General features: G+C 70.3%; 19 protein-coding genes. 16 read left to right on the plus strand and 3 right to left on the minus strand.

Translation table 11 applies throughout. The features are described from left to right. Positions 1-113: 113 nt before the first annotated feature. The 14 genes from GSE44_RS05625 (at position 114) to GSE44_RS05690 (ending at position 16,173) form a co-directional block, all read left to right on the plus strand. Positions 114-542, plus strand: a complete 429-nt coding sequence (locus GSE44_RS05625; RefSeq protein WP_201305944.1) for a transposase — start codon at positions 114-116, stop codon at positions 540-542. A 106-nt stretch (positions 543-648) separates the two neighbouring features. After that, positions 649-1,884 (plus strand): argininosuccinate synthase, encoded by a 1,236-nt coding sequence (locus GSE44_RS05630; protein ID WP_159347819.1) that lies wholly within the window; start codon positions 649-651, stop codon positions 1,882-1,884. Between the two features lie 253 nt (positions 1,885-2,137). Next, a complete protein-coding gene (locus GSE44_RS05635; RefSeq protein ID WP_235924578.1) occupies positions 2,138-2,833 on the plus strand; it encodes an FMN-binding negative transcriptional regulator in 696 nt (231 codons plus the stop codon). Between the two features lie 76 nt (positions 2,834-2,909). Beyond that, positions 2,910-3,620: an orotidine-5'-phosphate decarboxylase gene (gene pyrF / locus GSE44_RS05640; RefSeq protein ID WP_159347820.1), complete on the plus strand. Its 711-nt coding sequence runs from the start codon at positions 2,910-2,912 to the stop codon at positions 3,618-3,620. Further along, positions 3,617-4,288 carry a phosphoribosylanthranilate isomerase gene (locus GSE44_RS05645; RefSeq protein WP_159347821.1) on the plus strand — a complete coding sequence of 224 codons (672 nt, stop codon included), beginning with the start codon at positions 3,617-3,619 and terminating at the stop codon, positions 4,286-4,288. Before pyrF ends, GSE44_RS05645 begins: the two co-directional genes overlap by 4 nt. 231 nt (positions 4,289-4,519) lie before the next feature. Further along, positions 4,520-5,551, plus strand: a complete 1,032-nt coding sequence (locus tag GSE44_RS26380; protein ID WP_159347822.1) for a calcium-binding protein — start codon at positions 4,520-4,522, stop codon at positions 5,549-5,551. Positions 5,552-5,817: 266 nt separating this feature from the next. Continuing rightward, positions 5,818-6,705: an EamA family transporter gene (locus tag GSE44_RS05655; protein WP_159347823.1), complete on the plus strand. Its 888-nt coding sequence runs from the start codon at positions 5,818-5,820 to the stop codon at positions 6,703-6,705. A 139-nt stretch (positions 6,706-6,844) separates the two neighbouring features. After that, a complete protein-coding gene (locus tag GSE44_RS05660; RefSeq protein ID WP_159347824.1) occupies positions 6,845-8,002 on the plus strand; it encodes a calcium-binding protein in 1,158 nt (385 codons plus the stop codon). Beyond that, positions 7,999-8,208: a hypothetical protein gene (locus GSE44_RS05665; protein WP_159347825.1), complete on the plus strand. Its 210-nt coding sequence runs from the start codon at positions 7,999-8,001 to the stop codon at positions 8,206-8,208. The genes GSE44_RS05660 and GSE44_RS05665 overlap by 4 nt, the downstream gene beginning before the upstream one ends. 250 nt (positions 8,209-8,458) lie before the next feature. Continuing rightward, the gene (trpB, locus tag GSE44_RS05670) at positions 8,459-9,676 is read left to right on the plus strand and encodes a tryptophan synthase subunit beta (RefSeq protein ID WP_159347826.1); all 1,218 of its coding nucleotides are present in this window, start codon (positions 8,459-8,461) and stop codon (positions 9,674-9,676) included. Continuing rightward, a complete protein-coding gene (gene trpA / locus GSE44_RS05675) occupies positions 9,676-10,509 on the plus strand; it encodes a tryptophan synthase subunit alpha (RefSeq protein WP_235924579.1) in 834 nt (277 codons plus the stop codon). Before trpB ends, trpA begins: the two co-directional genes overlap by 1 nt. Positions 10,510-10,726: 217 nt before the next feature. Continuing rightward, complete coding sequence (locus GSE44_RS05680) at positions 10,727-14,161, plus strand: hypothetical protein (RefSeq protein ID WP_159347827.1); 3,435 nt, start codon at positions 10,727-10,729, stop codon at positions 14,159-14,161. Between the two features lie 46 nt (positions 14,162-14,207). After that, on the plus strand, positions 14,208-15,230 hold the full coding sequence (locus GSE44_RS05685; protein ID WP_159347828.1) for a TAXI family TRAP transporter solute-binding subunit: 1,023 nt from the start codon (positions 14,208-14,210) through the stop codon (positions 15,228-15,230). Positions 15,231-15,342: 112 nt separating this feature from the next. Beyond that, positions 15,343-16,173, plus strand: a complete 831-nt coding sequence (locus GSE44_RS05690) for a DUF4886 domain-containing protein (RefSeq protein ID WP_159347829.1) — start codon at positions 15,343-15,345, stop codon at positions 16,171-16,173. 30 nt (positions 16,174-16,203) lie between these two features. On the opposite strand, the gene GSE44_RS05695 is transcribed toward GSE44_RS05690, so the two are convergent. Genes GSE44_RS05695 through GSE44_RS05705 form a run of 3 tightly spaced genes read right to left on the minus strand, consistent with a single transcriptional unit; the run spans position 16,204 to position 18,411 of the window. Next, positions 16,204-17,169, minus strand: coding sequence for a PAS domain S-box protein (locus GSE44_RS05695; RefSeq protein WP_159347830.1), 966 nt, complete (start codon positions 17,167-17,169; stop codon positions 16,204-16,206). Beyond that, positions 17,162-17,455: a chaperone modulator CbpM gene (locus GSE44_RS05700; RefSeq protein WP_159347831.1), complete on the minus strand. Its 294-nt coding sequence runs from the start codon at positions 17,453-17,455 to the stop codon at positions 17,162-17,164. The genes GSE44_RS05695 and GSE44_RS05700 overlap by 8 nt, the downstream gene beginning before the upstream one ends. Further along, the gene (locus GSE44_RS05705) at positions 17,452-18,411 is read right to left on the minus strand and encodes a DnaJ C-terminal domain-containing protein (RefSeq protein WP_159347832.1); all 960 of its coding nucleotides are present in this window, start codon (positions 18,409-18,411) and stop codon (positions 17,452-17,454) included. Before GSE44_RS05705 ends, GSE44_RS05700 begins: the two co-directional genes overlap by 4 nt. Before the next feature lie 171 nt (positions 18,412-18,582). Between GSE44_RS05705 and accD the strand changes: the two genes are divergently transcribed. Together accD and GSE44_RS05715 are read left to right on the plus strand one after the other, a co-directional pair. Beyond that, positions 18,583-19,491: an acetyl-CoA carboxylase, carboxyltransferase subunit beta gene (accD, locus tag GSE44_RS05710; RefSeq protein ID WP_159347833.1), complete on the plus strand. Its 909-nt coding sequence runs from the start codon at positions 18,583-18,585 to the stop codon at positions 19,489-19,491. 91 nt (positions 19,492-19,582) lie between these two features. Then, positions 19,583-20,932, plus strand: coding sequence for a bifunctional folylpolyglutamate synthase/dihydrofolate synthase (locus GSE44_RS05715; protein ID WP_159347834.1), 1,350 nt, complete (start codon positions 19,583-19,585; stop codon positions 20,930-20,932). Positions 20,933-20,951 lie beyond the last annotated feature (19 nt).

Here is a 20,951-nt window from a genome sequence, read left to right on the forward strand (position 1 = left end):
GACGTCTTTTGGTTCTATGTTTAGGCTAAGCGTCGATTTGAGGTCTTCGTGAGCCTGCCGGAAGTCACCGCTCGAGAAAACAATGGTTCCCAACCTCTTGAGAATTTCCAGATATGACCTGTATTCTGGATAATGTTTCGGAATTTCGTCGTCAAGTTCTTCGCTTCTTCCGCCGCCTCACCCATGCCGGCCTCTGGCACCGCCTGCTGCAGGAACTCGCCAAAACCGCCCCCAACCACCCCCTCCGCCGGATCGAATACTTCATCTGCCGCGCCACCCGCCGCGCCGCCCGCCTCGGCGGCATGGCCCTCCTGGTCCTCATCCGGAAGCTCGGCCTCCGCACCGCCCTCAACGGCCCGCCCTGGCTCCTGCCGGATCCCCTTTTGTCCGAAATGCTCTCCCGCGCCCCGCTCCCCCCGGCGCCGCGCACGCCGTCACAGCTCGAAGCGGCAAAGCAACGCTTCCGAAGCCTCGAAGCACTCAGCCGCGCCGCCCTCGGCCGCGCCCGCATCCCCCGCTCCGTCCGGCTCGCCTGGCCATGAACCACAGCGAAACGAAGCCCCCGCCCCGCACGCCCAACTCCACCTTGCCCCCGCGCCCGCGCTGCGGCACACCGCCCGCCTCTTTCCGCGGAAGGTCCCCCTCGCGATGCGCGTAAAAGACGTCAAGAAGGTTGTCCTCGCCTACTCCGGCGGGCTGGACACCTCCGTCATCCTCAAATGGCTCCAAACCACCTACGGCGCCGAAGTCATCACCTTCACGGCCGATCTCGGCCAGGGCGAGGAACTCGGCCCGGCGAAGGACAAGGCCCTCCTCCTCGGCATCAAGGAGGAGAACATCTTCATGGACGACCTGCGGGAGGAATTCACGCGGGACTTCGTCTTCCCGATGTTCCGCATGAACGCCCAGTATGAAGGCTGCTACCTCCTCGGCACCTCCATCGCCCGCCCGCTCATCGCCAAGCGCCAGATCGAAATCGCGGAGAAGATGGGCGCCGATGCCGTCTCCCACGGCGCCACCGGCAAGGGCAACGATCAGGTCCGGTTCGAAATCGCCTACTACGCCCTCAAGCCCGACGTGAAGGTCATCGCCCCCTGGCGCGAATGGGACCTCACCTCCCGCACCCGCCTCCTGCAATTCGCCGAGGATCACCAGATCCCCATCGCGAAGGACAAGCGCGGCGAAGCCCCCTTCAGCGTGGACGCCAACCTCCTGCACAGCAGCAGCGAAGGTAAGGTCCTGGAAGAACCCTGGGACGAACCGCCCGAGGCCGTCTGGCAGCGCACGGTGGCCCCCATGGACGCCCCCGACCGCGTCACCGAAATCACCATCGAGTTCGAGCGTGGAGACGCCGTCGCCATCAACGGCGAACGCATGTCCCCGGCAACCCTGCTCACCAAGCTCAACGCGCTGGGCAAGGAAAACGGCATCGGCCGCCTGGACCTCGTGGAGAACCGCTTCGTCGGCATGAAGTCCCGCGGCGCCTACGAAACCCCCGGCGGCACCATCCTCCACACCGCCCACCGCGCCATCGAATCCATCACGCTCGACCGTGAGGCCGCACACCTCAAGGACAGCCTGATGCCCCGCTACGCGGAGCTGATCTACAACGGCTTCTGGTTCAGCCCGGAGCGCCGCATGCTCCAGGCCATGGCCGATGCCTCCCAGGCCAGCGTCACCGGTGAAGTCCGCCTGAAGCTCTACAAGGGCAACACCATCGTCACCGGCCGCCGCAGCCCGCACAGCCTCTACTCGATGAAGCACGTCACCTTCGAGGAAGACCAGGGCGCCTACGACCAGTTCGATGCCCAAGGCTTCATCAAGCTCAACGCCCTCCGCCTGCGCCTCGGCGCCATGGCCGGCCGCAAGGGCGGCGCCCTCTGATCCGGCACGCGGCCGCCGTCACCCCCGTGACGGCGGCCGGCCTCCTCCTGGCCCTTTGGCCCCAATTCCCCACCGGCTTCCACCACGACAGCGCCCATCTTCAACCCGCCCGGCTGGAACCTCGCCGTTCCCAGCAGCCCGCCTACCGCGCCATGGCCGGGGCCGCGCGCCACAACCTCATCCCCCGCGGCCTGGACTTCGGATCCCTCCGCTGGAGCCCCACGGGCCGTCCCTTCGAAGGCGTCCCGGCCCCATGACCGAGGGTGCATGGCAGCAGCGCACACTCCACCGTTCCCCGCACGGCACGAACGGCCCTAGCCTCACCGCCATGTACACGCCGCCCGCCTTCCGCGAGGACGACCCCGAGGCCCTCCGCGCCAGCATCGCGTCCTCGCGCCTCGCCCTGCTCACCACCAACGGCCCCGAGGGCGTGCCCCTCGTCACGCCCCTGCCGCTGGTGCTGGATGGCGGCCACCTGATCGGCCACCTCGCCCGCGCCAACCCGCATGCGAAGGCCCTCGCCACCGCGCCCCGCGCGCTGGCCGTCTTCCTCGGCCCCGAGGCCTATGTTTCCCCCGGCTTCTACGCCTCCAAGGCCGAGCACGGCCGCGTCGTCCCCACCTGGAACTACGAGGCCATCACCGTCGAAGGCGCCCTTGAAAGCTTCGACGATCCCGCCCGCCTGCACGACGCCGTCTCCCGCCTCACCAACCGCCACGAGGCCAGCCGTGCGGAGCCCTGGGCCGTCACCGACGCGCCGCCCGAATTCATCGCCGCCCAGCTCCGCGGCATCATCGGCCTGCGGCTTTCGATCGAGCGGATCACCGGCAAGCGGAAGCTCTCGCAGAACCGGCCCGAGGCGGACCAGGACGGCGTGCGGCAAGGCCTCGCCACAAGCGAGGATGCGCGCGACCAGGCGGTGGCGCGGGCCATGGCGAACTTGCGATGACATGGGCGCCATGTCGCCGCCCCTCGCGCCCGCCGCGCCGCGCCGCTAAGCAGCGCGGAGCAGGAGGACCCCGGGCATGATCGAGCGACCGAACCGCGCAGGCATCATCGCGGCGCTCGATACGCGAAGCCCGGAACAGGCGGAGACCTGGGCCGAAGCCCTCGCCCCGCATGTCGGATGCCTGAAGCTCGGGCTGGAATTCTTCGTCGCCAACGGGCCGCAGGCGGTCGCGCGCATCGCCCGCCACAAGCCGCTCTTCCTCGACCTCAAGTTCCACGACATCCCGAACACCGTCGCCGGTGCGGTGCGCTCCGCCTGCGCGTTGCGCCCGGCGATGCTCACCATCCACGCCTCGGGCGGCGCGCCGATGATCGAGGCGGCCCGGCGCGCGGCCGAGGATGCGGCGGGGGACGACCGCCCCGCCATCCTGGCCGTCACCGTCCTCACCAGCACCAGCGCCGCCACCCTCGCGGAGACGGGCGTCGCGGGCGGCCCCGCGCAGCAGGTCCTGCGCCTCGCACGCCTCGCATTGGAGGCCGGCGCAGACGGGCTTGTCTGCGCACCGCCCGAGGTCGCGCTGATCCGCGCGGCGCATGGTGCCTCGCCGCTGCTCGTCGTGCCCGGCGTCCGCCCGGCCGGCAGCGCGCGTGGCGACCAGACCCGCGTCGCGACGCCTGCCGACACTGCGGCGGCAGGTGCCAACTGGCTTGTCATCGGCCGGCCCATCACCGCCGCGCCGGATCCCTCAGCGGCGGCGGCGGCCATTGCCGCGGAGATGCCGGCATGACGCAGCTGAAGTTCTGCGGCCTGAATGATCCCGCAGGATTCGACGCGGCCGTGCAGGCCGGAGCGGAGATGGTGGGGCTTGTGTTCTTCGGGCCCTCGCCGCGCAACCTCACGCCCGATGCAGCCGCCACTCTCTCCGCGCGCGCCGCGGCGCCGGCCGCGGGTGGGCCGCAGCGCGTCGGACTCTTCGTCGATGCGACGGATGACGAGATCGCTGCGGTGCTCGCGAAGGTGCCGCTCGACATCCTCCAGCTCCATGGCAGCGAAACGCCTGCGCGCTCCGCCGAGATCCGCGCGCGCTTCGGATTGCCGGTGATGAAGGCGCTCGGCATCGCCACGGCGCAGGACCTGGATCCGCTGGCTGCTTTTGCACCTGTGGTGGATCGCTTCCTGCTGGATGCGAAGGCGCCGCCGGATTCCGCCATCCCCGGCGGTAACGCGCTGACCTTCGACTGGTCGCTGCTGGCCGGGCGTGCCGTGCCGCGCCCCTGGCTGCTCGCGGGCGGCCTCACCGCCGTGAATGTCGCCGAGGCCATTCGCGCAACCGGCACGCCGGGGGTGGATGTTTCCTCCGGCGTGGAGCGCGCCCGCGGGAAGAAGGACCCCGCGCAGATCGCGGCCTTTGCGGCGGCGGTGCGGCAGGCCGCGAAGCACCGCGGAGCCGAGTGACTCCTTGCGCTGTAATAGTTAAAGTCCTGCCGGGATGGTATCTATTTTGAACGTCGGTATGACTTAGAAATTCATTTTGGTTTCACTACAACGTGCAGCGCCGACTGCCGGAATGTTGCTGGGCAAGTGCCCTTCAGACCCGCATTATTTCGCCAGACACCTACGGGGTCCGGCGATTCTCGTCCGGCCCCACCGCTTCACCACGAGACCCAAAAAAGGGGCGGTTGGACCATGAGCGCGGGCAACGACATCTATAAGTTCCGTTCGATTAGCGAGTTCCTTGACGTGACGGCGCTGGACGGTGGCGCCGGCCTCGACATGCTGCGCTTCGTCGGCGCGGACGGGTCGCTCGAGACGGCCACGGGTGGCGCCATGGTGGATGCTGACTTCGCGGGCATCACCAATTTCGAGAGCATGAAGGTCGGCAACGGCAACTGGGACATCGATCTCGGCGCCAATGCCAAGAACGCCTTTACCGGCGGTGTGGCCCTGGTCTCCGCGACCGAGACGACCGACCAGCTCTGGGTCCAGGTTCGCGCGGGTGGTCCGACGCTCTATGCCATCGGCTCCGCCGGCAATGACCGCCTCTATGGCGGCGGCGGCGACGACACGCTGAACGGCGGCGCGGGCAACGACACCTTCACCTTCTACGGCAACACGCTGACCAGTGGCGACACCGTCAACGGCGGCAGCGGCTACGACGTGCTGCGGCTGCTCGACAGCGCGACGTTGGGCGACGATGCCTTCACGAACGTCTCCAATATCGAGGCCATCTCGGTCGGCGCCGGTGCCTACAGCCTGACCTTCGGCGCGGAGGCCATGGCAGCCTTCGACGGCGGAAATGTCCGCGTCCACGCAGTGCAGTCCACCGACACCGAAGTGGATGCGAGCGCGCTCGGCCGCGACGGCTACCGCTTCGCCTTCACGGGCGGCGACGGCGTGGACAGCGTGAAGCTTGGCGGCAACATCGCGACGGTGACGGGCGGCGGCGGCGCCGACGAGTTCATCCTGACGAAGAACGCCTTCTACAAGGGCGTCATCACCGACTTCCAGGATGGCATCGACCACCTGGTAATCCAGCAGTCCGACCTGCCGCCGACGCTGGACACGCCGGAGGAGTGGGATGCGCTGATCGCCTCCATCACCTCCGACACGGCGGATGGCCTGCTCCTGGATGGCAACGCGCTCGGCCTTGGCGGCACGCTCACCCTCGCGGGCGTGACCAAGGCGGAGTTCGACCACCACGACTTCATCCTCGTCTAAGGCGATCCGCGGCCAGGCAGCTCCCTGCCTGGCCGGGGCCCTGCGCGTCGTCCACGCCACTACTCCCCCAGGCGTGGACGTCCCCTCCGCGCCGGGCTAAGCGGATCGTCCTGGGGCGGCTTCGCGAAACCCGCGAAGCCGCCCTGTCGACTCCGGCCTGGAGCATCTGACGTGAGTGCGCGCGAAGGGAGGATGCTCCAGGCGAAGCATCCCGCCTGCAATTCCCTCCGCCGTCTTTCATCGCACTTCCCGCCGCGCCGGGTGGCATGAAGCCCGCCCATATTGCCCTGGCGCTGATGACGGCGGTGCTCTGGGGCTTCAACTTCGTCATGATCCGCATCGGGCTGGAGAGCGGATTGCCGCCGCTGCTCATGGCCGCGCTGCGCTTCGTGGTGGCGGCCCTGCCCGCCTTGTGGCTTCCGCGGCCGAAGGTTCCCGCGGGCCGGATGGTGCTGATCGGTGCCTTCCTCTTCGTCGGGCAGTTCGCGCTGCTCTTCACCGGCATGGCGGTGGGCATGCCGCCGGGCCTCGCCTCCGTCACCGCCCAGTCCCAGGCCTTCCTCACCGGGCTGTTCGCCGCCGCCATCCTGCGCGAGCGGCCGACGCGGCGTGCCGTCGCGGGCATGGCGGTCGCTTTCAGTGGCCTCGCGCTCATCGGCACGACGGTGGGGGGTGGTGGCGTCACGGGGGCGGGGCTCGCGCTCTGCCTGGGCAGTGCGGCGAGTTGGGGGCTGGGGAATGTGCTGCTGCGCGGCGCCGGCACCTCGCCGGGCGGGCCGCTCGCCTTCATGTCCTGGCTCAGCCTGGTGCCGATCCTGCCGCTCCTCGGCCTGTCCCTCGCCTTGGAGGGGCCTGCGGCGATCGGCCATGCGCTGGCGAACCCGAGCTGGGGTGGCATTGCGGGGGTGCTCTATGTGGCGGTCGTCGCGACCACCCTTGGCTACGGCATCTGGGGCTTCCTCATGTCCCGCTACCCTGCCACGACGGTTGCGCCCTTTGCCCTGCTGGTCCCAATCACCGGTGCCGCCTCCTCCGCGTTTTTCATGGGGGAGAGCTTCGGTCCCGCCCGACTGGCGGGCATGGCGCTGGTGCTTGCCGGGCTTGGCGTCACCGCCCTTCGGGTCGGCGTTGCAAAGCAACCACAGCGCGAGTAGATCGATTCGGGAGCGCAATGCGGCGTTGCGGAAATGGGTTCGTTAATTTATCTAATATGGGCCCGGATCCCTTTTTTAAGACGCGTCCATGCCCCTGCTCACCGCCACGGAAGGCGACGACTAGTTCTTCCTCGCCGAGATGCCGCTGCTGGGGGCACGCGGTGACGCGCTCGGCGGGTGGGACCAACTGATCCTGCTCAACCCCTCCTTGACCGTCGTGGACGCGGATTTCGCCGGCTTCTCGAATCTTGAGGTGCTGCAGCTTCGTGGCGCCGGCGGGACCGTGACCCTAGGCACCGAGGCCGCGGCCGCCTTCACCGGCGGGAGCACGAAGGTGGTGGGCTCGGGCATTACCCTCGACGCCACGGCCTATACGGCGGGCGAGGCGGTGGTCTTCGTCGGCGGCGCGCATGGGCTGGCGGATACGATCGAGACCGGCGCCGGCAAAGACAAGATCGACGGCAATGGCGGCGCGGATGTCATCCGGACCGGTGGGAGTGACGACAAGATCGTTTTCCACTCCATTGCCGAATTTATGGACACAGTGCTGGTGAATGGCGGCCTCGGTGTCGACACCCTGTCCTTCACCAGCGTCGGCGGGACGATCGAGGATGCCGGCTTCGACAAGTTCTCCAACCTTGAATACATCAAGGTCGAGGATGGCGCCTGGACGCTGAACCTTGGCGCGGAGGCGGTGACGGCCTTCACGGGCGGGCATGTCTCCATCGTCGGGACCGCGGCGACGGATTCGATGACCATCAATGTCGCGGCGGACGGGCCGCGCATCACGGCCACCGGCAGCGACTTCGCCGATGTGATCAATGGCGGCTCGGGCGCCGATGTCATCAATGGTGGCGGCAAGGGCGGCAGCTCGGGCGGCGACGACACGCTTAAGGGCGGCGCCGGCAACGACACCTTCGTCTTCTATGGCAGCGGCCTGGACGACATCAGCTTCACCAGCGGCGACACGATCGACGGCGGCACGGGCTACGACACTATCCGCCTTCTCACTGGCGGCAGCGTCGGCGATGATGCCTTCGCGAATGTATCGAATATCGAGGGCATCTCCCTTGGCACCGGCTACTACTCGCTGACCTTCGCCGACAATGCCAAGGCGGCCTTCGACGGCAGCAACGTGCGGGTGAATGCGGCGCAGGCCACCAGCGTCTTCGTGGATGCAACCAATCTCGGCCGGTCCGGTGCGCGCTTCAGCGTCACCGGCAGCGACGGGAACGACTTCATCGGGATCGGCGGCAACATCGCCACGATGACCGGCGGCGAGGGCGCGGACCAGTGAAGGGTGCCTTCTACAAAGCCACCATCACCGACTTCAAGAACGGCGAGGACATGCTGCTCATCGACCGCCGGGACCTGCCTGCCGGCCTGGATAGCGAGGAGAAGGTGAATGCCCTTCTCGCCAAGATCACCAGCGACACGCCGGAGGGGTTGCTGATCAACGGCCATGCCATCGGGCTCGGCGGGACGCTGACCTGGCCGGCATGACCAAGGCCCAGCTGGACGCCACGGACTTCTTCGTCTTCGGCTGATTTCTGCGCTGATCCGGGCGGAGTCTCTCCGCCCGGGCCCGGGCCGGCTCGCCGATGGCGTGGCCGGCCCGTTTCGTTTCTGCGCCGGGGTTCTGTACCGGCTCGGGGAAGGCCGAGCCGGTGTCGCCGCAGAATTGAGCGGGGATGGACCGGGGGAGCGCCAGCATCCCCTCCCCGTAGCCGGCCAGGGGCGGTATGACGCCTCCATGAGCAACTCCCTCCCCAACACCCTCCGCATGGGCCCCGATGGGCGTGGTCGCTTCGGCGAGTTCGGCGGCCGTTTCGTCGCCGAGACGCTGATGCCCAACATTACGGAGGTGCAGGAGGCCTATGAGGCGGCGCGGAAGGACCCCGAATTCGACAAGGAGTGGCGACGCCTCCTGAAGGATTACGTGGGCCGGCCTTCTCCGCTCTGGTTCGCCGAGCGGCTGACCAACCATCTGGGCGGGGCGAAGGTCTATCTGAAGCGCGAGGAGCTGAATCACACCGGCGCGCATAAGATCAACGCGGTGATCGCCCAGATCATGCTGGCGAAGCGCATGGGCAAGACGCGCATCATCGCCGAGACCGGAGCCGGACAGCATGGCGTGGCCACGGCGACCGCCTGCGCCCTCTTCGACCTGCCCTGCATGGTGTTCATGGGGGCGACGGATGTGGAGCGGCAGAAGCCCAACGTGTTCCGCATGAAGCTGCTCGGTGCCGAGGTGAATGCCGTGACCTCGGGCTCCGCCACGCTGAAGGACGCGATGAACGAGGCGCTCCGCTACTGGGTCGCGAATGTCCAGGACACCTATTACTGCATCGGCACGGTGGCTGGCCCCGCGCCCTATCCGCAGATGGTGCGCGACTTCCAATGCGTGATCGGCGAGGAGACGAAGGAGCAGTGCCTGGCGATCGAGGGGCGGCTGCCGGATGTGGTGGTCTGCGCCGTCGGTGGCGGTTCCTCCGCCATGGGAATCTTCCATCCGTTCCTGGATGATTCCGAGGTGAAGCTGGTGGGGGTGGAGGCGGCTGGCCATGGGCTTGAATCCGGGGCCCATGCCGCGGCGATCAATGGCGGCGTCCCCGGCGTGCTGCACGGCAACAAGACCTACCTGCTGCAGGACCGGCACGGGCAGATCCAGGAGGCGCATTCCATCTCGGCGGGCCTGGATTACCCGGGGATCGGGCCGGAGCATTCCTGGCTGCATGAGATCGGCCGGGTGGAATACACCGCCGCGACCGATATCGAGGCGCTGGAGGCCTTCCAGCTCTGCTCGAAGCTGGAGGGGATCATTCCCGCGCTGGAATCCGCCCATGGCCTGGCGGAGGTGATCAAGCGGGCGCCGACCATGCCCAAGGACAGCATCATCGTGCTCAACCTCTCCGGCCGCGGGGACAAGGACATCTTCACCGTCGCCCATCACATGGGGGTGGAGATCTGATGTCCGACCGGATGAGGGGCCGCATCGCCGCCCGCTTCGCGAAGCTGAAGGCGGAGGGGCGGGGAGCCCTGATGCCCTTCCTTGAGGCCTATGACCCCGACCCGGCGACCAGCATGGCCATCTTGCGCGGCATGCCGGGGGCGGGGGCGGACCTGATCGAGATCGGCGTTCCCTTCACCGATCCCGCCGCCGATGGACCCACGGTGCAGAAGGCCGGGCAGCGTGCCCTCAAGGCCGGGGGCAGCCTGGCCGGGGCGCTGGCCATGGTGCGCGACTTCCGGCGGGACGATGACGAGACCCCCCTCGTTCTGATGGGCTACCTGAACCCCATCCTGGCCTATGGTCCCGAGCGATTCTGCCAGGATTGCCGCGCCAGCGGCGTGGACGGGCTCATCATCGTGGATATGCCGCCCGAGGAGGCGGATGAGGTCCAGCCCTTCGCGGAGGGGCTGGACATGATCCGGCTCGTCGCGCCCACCACGCTGGATAGCCGCTTGCCGATCGTGCTGAACGGCGCCAGCGGCTTCATCTACTATGTCGCGATTACCGGCATCACCGGCACCCGCTCGGCCGAGGCCGCGGACCTGGCCGCCGCCATTCCACGGATACGGGCGGCGACCGACCTGCCGGTGGCCATCGGCTTCGGGGTGCGCACCCCGGCCCAGGCGGCCGAGGCCGTGCAGGTGGCGGATGGCGCCGTGGTTGCCTCCTCCCTCATCGAGATCCTGGCGGGCACGCTGGATGCCGAAGGCCGTGCCACGAAGGGCACGGTGCGCGCGGTGCTCGATGGAGTGCGGGCATTGGCGGAAGGGGTGCGCGGCGCGCGGGAATGAGTCGTGCCGCGACGCCTCCCGGGCAGGGCGAGGGGCGTTAACCTATGAAAAGGTCCGGACAACCGCGATATGGTCGCATGGGTCATGATGCGCCCTTCCCCACTGGCTGAACCTTGCCATGCTGTCCTACGGGACGATGGCCGCCTAGCCGGCGGCCGGCGACAGCCTGTGAGAGTGCCACGACGGGTCGCATCCACGCATTTGCCGTGAGGCGGTGATGCCCACCCACCCGCCCTCCGAGGAGGTCCGGGCGGCCCTTCTTGGCGCCTGGGGCGTTGAAGTGCTGTCGAATTGCTGGCTTCCCGGCGATCTGCACCATCCGCCTGCGATGATCCGCTTCGCCCTGCTGCATCAAGCAAAGGGCGTCGCGCTGGTGGACCTGGCCCCAGAGGTGGTGCCGGATGCCGTCTCGCGCTTCCTGTTGCAGTACCACCAGCTGTTCCCGGAGGTGCGCAAGGCGCCGCCGGTGGTCTACCGCTCGCTCTCGGCCGCTGATGTCTGGCGGCTGACGGAGGTGCTGGACGCCGCCTTCCGGAGCGAGCCGCCACTCGATCCGGACGACGTGTCCCTCGATCTCGATGACGTGTCCTGGATGGAGATGGCCCGCCAGGTCTTCATGCCTGTGCCTCCTGAGCCGATTCCGCCGCCCCAGCCAGGGAGGCCCGAGCCGGCGGCCGCGCCCAAGGGGGCAGAGGCAAAGCCCACGGAGGCCAAGCGCGCGGGGGTCAAGGCGGCGGCCGGGGCGGTATGGGCCGCGGAGGCGGGAACTGCAGGGCCGAGGCCAGCAGCGCCGAGGGCCCCGGCGCGAGGGGCCGTAGAGCCAAGCTCGTCAGGGCCAAGCTCTGCAGCGCCGGCATCCACAGCGCCGGGCTCTACAGCGACCGGGCCAACAGCCACTAGGCCAGCGGCGGCTGGGGCGTCGCAGCCGGCGCCTGGTCTTAAGGCGCCGGTAAAGCCCAAGGCCGGGGAAAGGCTTGCCGCGGGCAACCTGCCGCCGGGCTTCCTGCCGCCGGGCTTCTCGCCCTCCGCCCTGTCTCCGGAGCAACCGGAGGATCGCCGCCTTCCCCGGCTGCTTGTCATCCTTGCTCTCGTGGCCGGGGCGGGAGGGCTGGGCTATTTCGGCGTCATGGAAGGCCTGCGCATGGCCAACTCGCCGCCCCCGGCGCCGACGCGCGGGGCGCCGGCATGGCCCATGCCGGCGCCCGGCACCGCCTCCAGCGGTGGCCCGCGGGACCCGTGGGAGTTGTGGAGCCCCGAGCGCCTGAGCCCGGGCATTTCGCTTCCGCCCTTTCCCACCGGGACCTCGCCCCTGCCGGACGAGCCGGGCCCCGTGGCTGCCGACGAAACGAGCCCCGCCGAGAGCGAGGAGGGCTTCGACGCCGCCCTGCAGTCGCTGCTCGCCGGCCTCGGCCCCGACGCGTTTGCCGGCTTCAGCCGCACGGAGCCGGAGGCGGGGGCGATCTGGTCCATCTGGTATCCGCTCGATCCCGAGCCGCCCGTGCAGGTGGCGGAAAGCGCGCCGCCCCTTGGCGGGGACGTTCCCGCCACGATGGAAGAGTGGCCGGCGGGTGCCGCCCAGGCGCCGGGTGAAGCGGGTGACTCTGCCACGTCTGCGGCAGAGCAGTTGCTCGCCGCGGGAAGGGCGGGCGGTGCGGATGTGCCTTCGGCGCCGCCGGAAGAAGCGGAGGCAGGGCGCCAGATGGCCGCCGCACCGGCGCCGCCGCTCGCACGGGCTGCGGGACCGGACCGCATGCTGGAAGGGGCGCCGCCCTCGGCCACCGGCGGCCTGCCGGGCCAAGCCGGCGATCTCGCCCAGGCTCCGGCGGCAAGCGCATCGGCAATTCCGCCCGTGCCACCTCCCGATCCCGTCGCCGGGGTGACGCCGGCTCCGGCGTTGCCGCTGCCTCCGCCAGCCCCGCCGGGGCCGGCGCCTGGCCCGGAACTGGCGATATTGGCGCCCAGTGGAGCGGATGCCCCGGCCCTGCCATTGCCGCCCCCAGCCGAGCCGGCGGCCAGTTCCTTGCCGGAGCCGACGACCGCCCTTGCCATGACGATCCCGCATGCCGAACCGGATGCGCCGGCCGAGCCGGCCGCACCCGGGCCCGTCGTGGCGGCCTCTCCCGCAACGGCGTCGGCGGCCGAGATGGCGGATGCGTTGCCGCCGTCCACCTCCGTTGCGTCCGAGCCGCCGGTGCCGGCTGGCGCGCCGCCGGCCGCGGCTGTGGCGGATGCATCGCCGCCCGCGCCTGTTCCGGCCGATCCGCAGGTCCCGGTTCCTGCGCCCCCGGCTGCTGACGTAGCAGACGCGTCGCGATCCGCCTCCGTTGCGTCCGACGCGCCGGTGCCGGCTGACGCGCCGCCGGCCCTGGCGGATGCGTCGCCAGCTGCGCCTGTGTCGCCAGGCCCGCCGATATCGAATCCTGCGGCGGCGCCCGCCGTTGGCGTGACGGATGCCTCGCCTGCGGCGTCCGCTCTGCCAGCGCCGGCTGGGGTACCGCCTTCCACGGCTGGGGTGGACGCATCGCCGTCCGCGCCAGTTCCTGCGGCGCCGCCAGCTGCTGGCGCGGCAGATGCGTCGCCCTCCGTCAAGGTTGCACCAGCTTCGCCATCGCCGGCTCGCGTGCCGCCGGCCGCCGCTTTGACAGATGCATCGCCGCCCGTGCCGGTTCCCGCAGGGCCGTCGATGCCGGCTCCTGCGCCGCCGCCCGCTGTCGGCGTGGCGGATGCGTCACCCTCCGCAAGCGTTGCAACAACTTCGCCGTCTCCGGTTCGCGAGCCGTCGGCTGCAGCTTTGACGGAGGCATCGCCGCCTGCTGCTGATGCGGCGGATGCGTCGCCGTCCGTGAGGGTTGCGGAAGGGCCGACGGTGCCTGTTCCAGCACCGCTCCAGGTTGTCACGGCCGCTCCGGCGCCGGCCCTTCCGCCGGCAGTGGCGGTTGCCGATGCGCCGGCACCGGCTGCCGCCAGGGTTGGCGTCCCGCCGGCCGCGCCGGCAGCGGAGAATCCACCGGCGGCTCCGGCGCCCGCGCCGTCTGTCGCCAGGATGGCTGCTCCGCCGGCCCAGCCCAGCCAGGCCGATGCGCCGGCCGCGGGCCCGGTGGCCAGCGTGCCAGCATCCGCTGCACCGCCCGCCCAGGCGGCGCCGGCTCCCCCAGCGGCCTTGCCCCGGGAACCGGCCAGGGCCGAGGCTTCGGCGCCATCCATCCCGGCTCCTGTGGCCGCACCGCCCGCGACGCTCGGTAGAGCGGCGCCTGCGGCGCCGGGTGGGGTGGCGCCTGGTGGCGCGACACCGCCGACGGCCGTGGCCGCCACCCCCGCCCCGCGGCCGGCGCCCAGCATGGCGCCCGAGTTGCTGGAGGCCATGGTGAGGCGGGGCGATGCCATGCTGGCGGTTGGCGATGTTTCCGGGGCGCGGCTGCTCTTCGAGCGTGCTGTCAGCGGTGGTAGCGCCGCCGCCGCCACGGCCCTTGGGCGCACCTATGATCCGCTGGTGCTGGAGACGTTGAGCGTGCGGGGCCTGCGCCCCGACGCGGAGGTCGCGGCTTCCTGGTACCGGCGTGGCATCGCCCTGGGCGATCCCATTGCCGAGCTGCTCGCGCGGCGCCTCGAGGCGCAGAACCCGGGTGGTACGAGACAGGGTGGTACAAGATAGGGTGGATGTAGCCGCCGGCTGCATGGGCCGCGGATTGGGAGGATGCATGGCGTACGGCAAACCGGCGACACGGCGCGGCCTGCTCCTCGCGGGTGCGCTCGCGCTCCCCGCGCTGCGGAGCGCGGAGGCGCAGGAGGATGAGTGGGGGCGCCGGCGGCGGCCGGCCCCGCGCAACCCGGCCGCCTCGATGGCGGCGCGGGCCAATGCGAGCACGATCGGCGTGATCTCGGGCGGCGTCGATGGCACCTATGTCCGCATCGCCGCCGATCTCGCGGCCGTGCTGGATGACGGGGACCGCCTGCGCGTGCTGCCGATCATCGGCCGCGGTTCGGTGCAGAACATCTCGGACATCCTGTTCCTGCGCGGCGTCGATGTCGGCATCGTGCAATCCGATGCGCTCGCCTTCGTCCGCAGTCGGCAGATGTTCCCGGGTGTGAACCAGTTGATCCAATACATCGCCAAGCTTTACGACGAGGAGGTGCATGTTCTCGCGCGGCGGGAGATCGCGCGCCCGCAGGACCTTGCCGGGCGCCGCGTGAACGTGGACCTGGCGAGCAGCGGCACCGCGATGACGGCCGCCCTCATTCTCGATGCGCTGGGCATTCAGGCGCAGATGACGAACGACCCGCAGGATGTCGCGCTCGACAAGCTGCGGCGCGGCGAGATCGCGGCACTGGTCTATGTCACCGGCAAGCCCGCGCGCCTCTTCACCGGCATCGTGGCGGATTCGGGCCTGCATTTCCTGCCGCTGCCGATGACGCCGGAGCTGATCGAAACCTACCTGCCCGCGCGGCTCGGGCATGAGCAGTATCCTGGGCTGGTGCCGGCCGATGCGCCGGTGGACACGCTGGCGGTGGGCGCCGTGATGGCGGTCTATGCCTGGCCGGCGGGCACGGAGCGATACCGCAACCTGTCCAACTTCGTGGAAGCCCTGTCCGCCCGCTTCGAGAACTTCCTCCGCCCGCCGCGCCATCCCAAGTGGCGCGAGGTGAACCTGGATGCGCAGGTGCCCGGCTGGGTGCGCTTCGACCCTGGCCAGGCCACGCCCGCGGGCCGCGGCCAGCGCTGAGCGCCGGCTTTCCCGGCGGCGCGACGCATCGCTGGCACGCTGCGGCCGGGCGGCGCATCATTGCCTCCGATGGCCCCGCGGGCCATGCATGAGAGACGGGAAGGAAACGAAGATGTCCGCATTGACCGTCGCCCGGCGGCTTGCCCTTGCGGCTGCGCTGGTGCTCGGCACGGCCGCCGCGAGTGAGGCGCAGCAGGCCCGCCCGGCCGTGCAGGCGCTCGACGAGCGCCCTGCCTCGGCGATCTACATCGGCAACAGCTTCTTCTACTACAACAACTCGATGCATGGGCATGTGACGAACCTGCTGCGCGGCGCGGGCGAGACGCGCCCCTTCCGCAGCACCTCCGTCACCATCAGCGGCTCGGGCTTCGACTGGCACGACGTGAATTCGTATTTCCGTCCCAATGCCATCGGTTCCTACTCCTTCGATCAGAACAACGAAGTCGTCTTCAACAACAACACCCGGCTATTCGACATCGCGATCATGATGGATTGCAGCCAGTGCCCGATCCATCCGCGCCTGTCCTCGGTCTTCACCGACTTCGCCAAGCGCAATAGCGAGACGGTGCGGCGGCATGGCGCGAAGCCGGTGTTCTTCATGTCCTGGGCCTATGCCGACAAGCCCGAGATGACGCAGCAGCTGGCCGATGCCTATACCCGCGCCGGCAACGACAACAACGCGCTGGTGATCCCCGCTGGCCTTGCCTTCGCGCGCAGCGTCCGCGAGCGGCCGAACCTCAACCTCTATGTCGCGGACAAGCGGCATCCGAGCCTGGCGGGTACCTATCTCGCCGCCGCCACCACCTATGCCGCGATCTTCGGCAGCTCGCCCGAGGGCAACAGCTACACGGCGGGGCTGGATGCCGAGACCGCGCGCTTCCTGCAGGCCACAGCCTGGCTCACCGTGCGGGACTATCTCGGCACGCGCCGCGCGGGGAACTGAGACGAGGGGCCGGGAAATTCCCCCGGCCCTTCACCGTGCCAGCGGCAGGATGATGGCGCAGGACATTCCGTCCGGCTCGAAGCGCAGCCGGCTTTCCCCACCGAGCGCGAAGCCCAGCGCCTCCTCGATCACCTGCCGCCCATAGCCGCGTCGCGCCTGCGCCTCGGCGGGCGGCGAGACGCCGCGTTCGCGCCAGTCCAGCAGGAGCCGGCGTGCCGCGCCCTCGCCCTTCGCCCGCCATGTCACCGAGAGCCGCCCGTCGGGCGCCGCGAGGGCCCCGTGGCGCGCCGCATTTGCCGCCAGCTCGTGCAGGGCGAGGGCCAGCGGCTCTGCCATGCCCGGCGGCAGGACGAGGCGCGGGCCGAGCAGGGTGACCTGCGCGCCATCCGGGCGCAGCGGGTCGAGCGCATCACGCAGGATGTCCTCCAGCGTCGCGCCCATGGCCTGGGCGCGGCCGAGCGCCGCGAGGCGGTTGCCGAAGGCCGCGCCATCCCCAGGCGTCGTCAGCGTCCGCGCCGCGATGGCCCGCACCGTGCCCAGCAGCTCCGCCGTGCGGTGCTGCAAGGCCTTGGCATCCAGCGCCTGCTCCGCGCCGTGGCGCTGGATGGATAGCCAATGGGTCAGCGCTCCGTCCGGCCCGTGGATCGGGGTGATGATCCACTGGTTGGTGAAGGGCTCGCCGTTCCTGCGGTAGTTCGTCGCCCGGCCGATGAAGCGCTGCCGCGCCTCCAGCTCCCGTCGCAGCCGGTTCAGCTCCGCGCGTTCGGTGTCCGGCCCCTGCAGGATGCGCGGGGTGCGGCCGATCAACTCGGCGGTGGCATAGCCGCTCATCGCCTCGAAGCAGGCATTGGCGTAGCAGATGGCAGGCCCCGGGGGATCGAGCCGCGCCTCGGTGATGATCACCGCGAGCCCCGCGACATCCAGCGCCGCGCCGAGCAGCGTCGCGCTCAGTGCACCGACGCTTCCTGAAATATCCGGCTCCACCGGATCAGGCACCACGGTTCGCCCGGGCCTGTTCCAGCGCCTCGGCCACCCGCCGGAGTTGGCGGCGGGTCTGGTGCAGCTGGTCCAGCAGGGTGAGCACCACCGGCATCGCCGCCTCGTCCACCTCCAGCTCGTCGCGCAGTTCGAGGATGAGCTGGCAACGGGCGATGTCGATCTCCTGGAACACGAAGCCGTCTGCCTGGCGCTCCGGCCGAACCCAGCCTTCCTCAATCCATGCGTTCAGCCGCGCCTCGTCGAGCCCCGAAACGCGATGCAGCACCGCTTCCAACCCGATCATGCCCGCCTCCGCATCTCCGCGCGCGGATCGGTGGGATGGTCCGGCGCCCAGCCTCGCAGGAATTCCTCCAGCCGGTCGTCCACCGGCCCGAGAACCAGGCGCAGCGTGACGATCAGGTCCCCGGCGGGATTGCCGCCGCCTTCGGCCACCCCGCGCCCGCGCAGCCGCATCTGCGTGCCGGCATCGGAGCGGGGTGGGACGGTGAGCATCACCTCGCCCCGCGGTGTCGGCACCGGGACCTTAGCGCCCAGCACCGCCTCGGAGAGCGTGACGGGCAGCTCCATCCGCAGGTCGCGGCCATCGCGCTCGTAGAAGGGGTGAGGACCGACGGCCACCTCGATCAGCGCGTCGCCATCCGGCGCACCCTGCATGCCCGGGGTGCCGCGGCCGCGCAGGCGCAGCACCTGGCCGTCCTCCAGTCCCGGCGGGATGCGCACATCCAGGTCCCGCCCGTCCGGCAGGGTCAGGCGCTTTGTGGCGCCGTTCACCGCATCGAGGAAATCGACGGCCAGTCGGTACTGGGCGTCGCGGCCGCGGCGGGCGCGGGGCGGCTCAGTCCGTTGGCGGAACATGCCCAGGATGTCCTCCAGGTCCTCCGGGTCGAGATCGCCCGAGGCGCCGGTCCAGCCGCGACCGCCGCCGCCGAAGGGATTGCCCCCACCGGCCTGGTAGCGGGTGCCCTGCGCGCCTTCGGCATGGTCGCGGTAGTAGCCGCGCGGGGGCACTTCCTGCCCGGCCGCGTCGATCTCGCCCCGGTCGAAGCGCGCGCGCTTCTCGGGATCGGAGAGCAGGTCATGGGCGGCGTTGGCCGCCTTGAAGCGCTGCTCCGCCGCCTTGTCGCCCGGGTTGAGATCCGGATGGTCCTTCTTGGCAATTTTACGGAAGGCCTTGCGGATCTCGTCCGGCTTGGCCGTCCGGCTGATGCCAAGGGTCTTGTAGGGATCTTCGGCTGCCATGGCGCGCAGGATAACGCGCAGGACCCCACATCGGTCTATGGCTGCAGTGCGATGCTGCCCCTTGCGTCCGGCGGCCCGACGCGCCTACCTCCCGCCCGGCTGGCGCCCCGGGGCGCATGCGGCCTGGAATCGCGCGGGCCGCGCAGGATTGGGGCAGCGGATAGGGGTGAGATGAACTGGATCTCCGACTGGGCGCTGCCCAAGATACAGACGCTGTTCGGCACCAAGCGCGACGTGCCGGAGAACCTCTGGATCAAGTGCCCGCATTGCGGGGAGATGATCTTCCACCAGGACCTGGAGCGGAACCTGCATGTCTGCCCGAAATGCGGGCACCACATGCGGATCTCCGCCCAGCGGCGCCTGGACTATACGTTGGACCCCGGCTGGGCCCGGATCGAGCTGCCGCGCGCGCCCGCCGACCCGCTGCGCTTCCGCGACAGCCGCCGCTATGGCGACCGGCTACGCGAGGCCCAGCAGAAGAACGGCATGGATGACGCGATCGCCGTTGCCCATGGCACCATTGACGGCAAGCCGGCCGTCGCCGCCGCCTTCGAATTCGCCTTCATGGGAGGCTCCATGGGCGCCGGGGTGGGCGAGGGCATCGTCACCGCCGCCCGCCTGGCCGTGCTGCAGGACGCGCCGCTCATCATCTTCACCGCCTCGGGCGGCGCCCGCATGCAGGAGGGCGCGGTCTCGCTGATGCAGATGCCGCGCACGGTGATCGCGACGCGGATGGTGAAGGAGGCCGGGCTGCCCTTCATCGTGGTGCTCTGCGACCCGACGACGGGTGGCGTGACGGCCAGCTTCGCCATGCTGGGCGACATCCAGATCGCCGAGCCCGGCGCGCTGATCGGCTTCGCCGGCGCGCGCGTGATCGAGCAGACGGTGCGGGAGAAGCTGCCCGAGGGCTTCCAGCGGGCAGAATACCTGCTGGAGCACGGTATCCTGGACATGGTGGTGCGCCGCCAGGAGATGCGCGAGACCCTGTCCCGGCTGATCGGCTTCCTGCGCCCCGCCGCCGCCCCGGCGCCGGAGGCGGAGGTGATCGCGCTCACCGTGCCGGCCGCCCCGGCGGAATAGGCCGGACCAGCTTCCCGCCCCGCGCGCCCCGCGCGGGGCGGCCCCGGCCGGAGGTTGCCGGCCCGGACCTTCGCACCGGAAGACCCCGGCCATGGCCGACGCCCCTGCTACCCAAACCCCGCCCGGCGCCCCCGCCGGGCTGCGACTTCCTCCGGGCGCCGCCTCCGCTGGCCGGTCCGAGCAGATCATCGACCGGCTGCACGCCCTGCACCCCAAGCTGATCGATCTCAGCCTGGAGCGGCTGCAGCGCTGCCTGGATGCCCTCGGCAATCCCGAGCGGCACCTGCCGCCGGTGGTCCATGTGGCGGGGACCAACGGCAAGGGCAGCACCTGCGCTTTCCTTCGCGCGATCGCCGAGGCGGCGGGCCAGCGGGTCCATGCCTATACCTCGCCGCATCTTGTCCGTTTCCATGAGCGCATCCGGCTTGCCGGGCGGCTGGTGGAGGAGGACGTGCTTGCCGCCGCGCTGGAGGAGGTGGAGGCGCGGAACGGTGGGCAGCCGATCACGGTCTTCGAGGTGACGACCGCCGCCGCCCTGCTCCTCTTCAGCCGCGTCCCGGCCGATCTGATGGTGCTGGAGGTCGGGCTGGGCGGGCGCTTCGACGCCACCAATGTGGTGGACAGGCCGGCGGCCTGCGCCATTGCTTCCATCTCGATGGACCATATGGACTTCCTGGGCGACAGCCTGGCGAAGATCGCCGGGGAGAAGGCAGGCATCATCAAGCCAGGCGTTCCCGTGGCGACCGGCACCCAGCCGCCCGAGGCGCTTGCGGTGCTGCAGGCCGAGGCCGCCTCGCGTGGCGCGGCACTGCTCGCCCGCGGGCGCGAGTGGGAGGCCGGGTTCGAGGGCGATGCGCTGCTCTACCGGGATGCCGGGGGCAGCCTGCGCCTGCCCCGCCCCGCGCTTCCTGGCCCGCATCAGGCGGATAATGCGGGCATTGCCATCGCCGCCCTGCGCGCATGGAACCCACCCTGGCTGACCGAGGCCGCCATTGCGCGGGGCCTTGCCACGGCCAGCTGGCCGGCCCGGCTGCAACGGCTGCACGGCGCCTTGGCAGCCAGCCTGCCGCCTGGCTGGGAACTCTGGCTCGATGGCGGGCACAATCCGGGCGCGGGCCTCGCCCTGGCGGAGCAGCTGCGGGGCTGGTCCGACCGGCCGCTGCACCTTGTGGTCGGGATGAAGCAGTCGAAGGCGGTGACCGAATTCCTCGCGCCCCTCCTGCCCTTCGCGACCTCGGCCTGGGCGGTGGCGGAGCCGGGACAGCACCTCGCGGTGCCGCCGGAGGAGATCGTGGCGGCCTCCGGGGGCATCGCCCGGTCGGGGCCGCGGGTGGCGGATGCGCTGGCGGCCATGGAAGGGCCACCAGGGCGGGTGCTGATCTGCGGGAGCCTCTATCTGGCCGGGGAAGTGCTGAAGGCGGACGGCACGCTGCCCGACTAGGCCCCTGTAGGGCCTCGCG

This window comes from Muricoccus harenae (assembly GCF_009848505.1).
Taxonomy (GTDB): domain Bacteria; phylum Pseudomonadota; class Alphaproteobacteria; order Acetobacterales; family Acetobacteraceae; genus Roseomonas; species Roseomonas harenae.